Raw genomic sequence first — 729 nt, 5'->3', positions numbered from 1 at the left:
CTCGTCATTAAACATCACCTTCAGGCGTGCAACAGCGTTACTGACCGCAGGTTGCGACATACCCAGAACATGAGCGGCACGGGTAATGTTTTGCTCCTGCATCACGGCATCGAAAACGGTTAATAAGTTGAGATCGACCATGCGTAGCTGTGGCTTGCTTAACTCCGCCGTCTCTGAATGATCTGTTTGTACCTCTGGCATACTTAACTCCACTGTCACACTTAACTCCCTTTCCCTTATTGGAATGCAGAGAAATAATCCTGAAGAATATGATTTATCATGCATATAAAATAAGAAAAAGCAAAATGAGTAAAATTCGGAAAACATAAAGATACGGGTTCTGATAAAAACAGAATCCATTGCCGTGGAATGAGTCATTTACCACAGCATAATAATCCATAATGTTTTTGTTGCGAAAACAATCTAATCATAACTACCGCGAATACTCAATCATCTACAAAATGGATTAAATGTGCTTATTTAATAATTAATTTATATATTTAATGCATTAATTATTAACATTAATGGATCAATAATATTCACCAAATCAATATCAAAAAAAATTCGCAAAACATATAATTCAATACAAATCATCAGGATAGGTTTTGCAACGCGTGCATTTTGTCCCCTTTTTCCTCGTTGATTAGATGCAAAAATTTATTCTGAAATATGTCAACCTATGAAAAGTGTCGGTCGTTAAACAGAAATTAATATCGCTTGCTTTAACCA

General features: G+C 35.4%; 1 protein-coding gene. It reads right to left on the bottom strand.

From position 1 onward, the window contains the following. A partial coding sequence (locus RTW80_RS26590) for a LysR family transcriptional regulator (protein ID WP_312721087.1) occupies positions 1-201 on the bottom strand: 201 nt, incomplete at its 3' end. Positions 202-729 lie beyond the last annotated feature (528 nt).

The organism is Escherichia sp. AM3, from assembly GCF_032029835.1.
GTDB lineage: Bacteria > Pseudomonadota > Gammaproteobacteria > Enterobacterales > Enterobacteriaceae > Escherichia > Escherichia coli.
This window is presented reverse-complemented; position numbering and strand designations above follow the sequence as displayed.